The organism is Caballeronia sp. (genome assembly GCF_049581465.1).
Taxonomy (GTDB): Bacteria; Pseudomonadota; Gammaproteobacteria; order Burkholderiales; family Burkholderiaceae; genus Caballeronia.
Genome location: NZ_JBAUSA010000301.1, coordinates 1 through 1,713 on the forward strand (window position 1 = coordinate 1; position 1,713 = coordinate 1,713).

The 1,713-nt window shown below is 55.0% G+C and carries 3 protein-coding genes; all 3 read left to right on the forward strand.

The window, feature by feature from the left end; all coding sequences use genetic code 11:
- Positions 1-520: 520 nt before the first annotated feature.
- The gene (locus WCA53_RS07520) at positions 521-643 is read left to right on the forward strand and encodes a Fe-Mn family superoxide dismutase (RefSeq protein WP_423907534.1); all 123 of its coding nucleotides are present in this window, start codon (positions 521-523) and stop codon (positions 641-643) included.
- 144 nt (positions 644-787) lie between these two features.
- A complete protein-coding gene (locus WCA53_RS07525; RefSeq protein WP_423907539.1) occupies positions 788-1,351 on the forward strand; it encodes a cytochrome b in 564 nt (187 codons plus the stop codon).
- A gap of 4 nt (positions 1,352-1,355) precedes the next feature.
- Positions 1,356-1,713: nitronate monooxygenase (locus WCA53_RS07530; protein ID WP_423907536.1), on the forward strand; the 358-nt coding region annotated here is incomplete at its 3' end.

A 1,713-nucleotide genomic window follows, 5' to 3' on the forward strand; every position in this document is an offset into this window, starting at 1 on the left:
GAAGCTCGGGAACGTAGCGTCGCTTCGGCAAGAGTCACTGCGCGCGACCGATAGACCACCTTGAGATTCGCGAGCACCCGCTCGCGCGAGACGATGGCGACCACAACGGGCTGAGAGAAAAGTTCGCACCTCGCTATGTGCACCCGTGCAACTCACCCCGGCACGGCATATCCCGACAATCGCTAGCGATTGTTGTCTTTTCACTCGGAATTTTCCGGGTTAGTCTCCGGGCTCGAAGTGGTACGCGTTTCCGACAAGTTACCTGCAGTTACCGTTGCCATCGTTCGCCGACGCGGGGTACTGCCGACGCCTGCAGCGCAGCGGTTCGTCGAATGCCTGACGGCGGCAGCACAACCGCTTGCGACTTGAAGGGTGCTGCAAGAGAACGGATGGCGTGTGTGTGGACGGAATGCGGAGGTCAGCATTTAGGAAGATCTTATTCGCCGCTTCGTCTTCAGAGACAGCCGCTCGGGATAGTGGTTAACACGGAGAAAGATGGGTCCCGTCACCGGAGCTGCTAATGCTCACGGGCGACGGGCAGGCGCATGCCTACTGCGTTGACTATTGCAACGCACAAACGAGATTTCTGGACGCATTCTCGAAGATTGTTGACTGGGAACGTGCAGACAGAGACTTTGTTTGAGCTTACTCTTTCGAAGGAATAGAGCATCTTTCTCCGGCGTGTCAGGACCGGTGAGACATTAGAGCGATCTGAAAAATCGACGACAAGAGCGGAGACAAAATGTCGAAATTGCAAACGTCGTACACGCATGAACCGCAGACGAACATGACACGTGTGCAAAGCGGATTTCAGTTGCGCGATAACGGCTTGGGCTTTTCGCTCATCACCATAATTGTTCACTGGATTGTCGCAGCGGTTTTGCTGTCCATCATCGCAATCGAGGTCGTGCGGTTCTTCTCGCCCGGTGTCGAAATGACAAGAGTCCTAAACGTACTTGGCGCAGTGCTCTTTCCAATATCAATATACCGTTTCTGGGCACGTGTCACTTCGTATCATCCACTTCCGCTCGGTACACCCAATCCAGTCGAACTCATCGTCAGTCGATCCGTAGCGCTCGGATTGGCTTTGGGCCTGGCGCTGCTGCCTCTTGCTGCGTGGCTTGCGAAATCGGCAGCGCGTGAACCGATTGAATTGCCCGGAGGATTGTTTATTCCATCGCTAATCGCACAGAACCACGAGGCAGCGCAAATATTCGGCATCCTGTTCAAGATCGGCGCAACGGCGTTTTTGCTTGGTTTGGCCTTGCATATATTCGGCGCCTGCAAAAATCACTTCATGCTGAAGAACGATACATTGAAGCGGATGCTTGGAAAACACGTGGAGCTTTGAAGTCATGAGAACAACCCAATACGGGACTCGCGGGGATGCGCTCGCGAAGCTTTGCGGCGTGAAGTATCCAATTTTCCTGGCTGGCATGGCGGCCATTTCGGGCCCGGAACTGGTCGCTGCCGTAGCCAATGCCGGAGGCATGGGGATTGTCGGAGGTTTGCGTTTGCCACCTATCGCCCTGCGTCGATGGATGCAGGAGACGAGGGAGCTAACAGACAAGCCGTTCGGCGTAAATCTGGTGCCATCGTTTGGCGGGCCGGAGGTATTCGAGGCGCAGTTTCAGGTTGTCATGCAGGAAAGGCCGAAGATGCTTTCGCTGTTCTATGCCGAGGACTATCCGGACATGATCAAGCGCGCAAAGG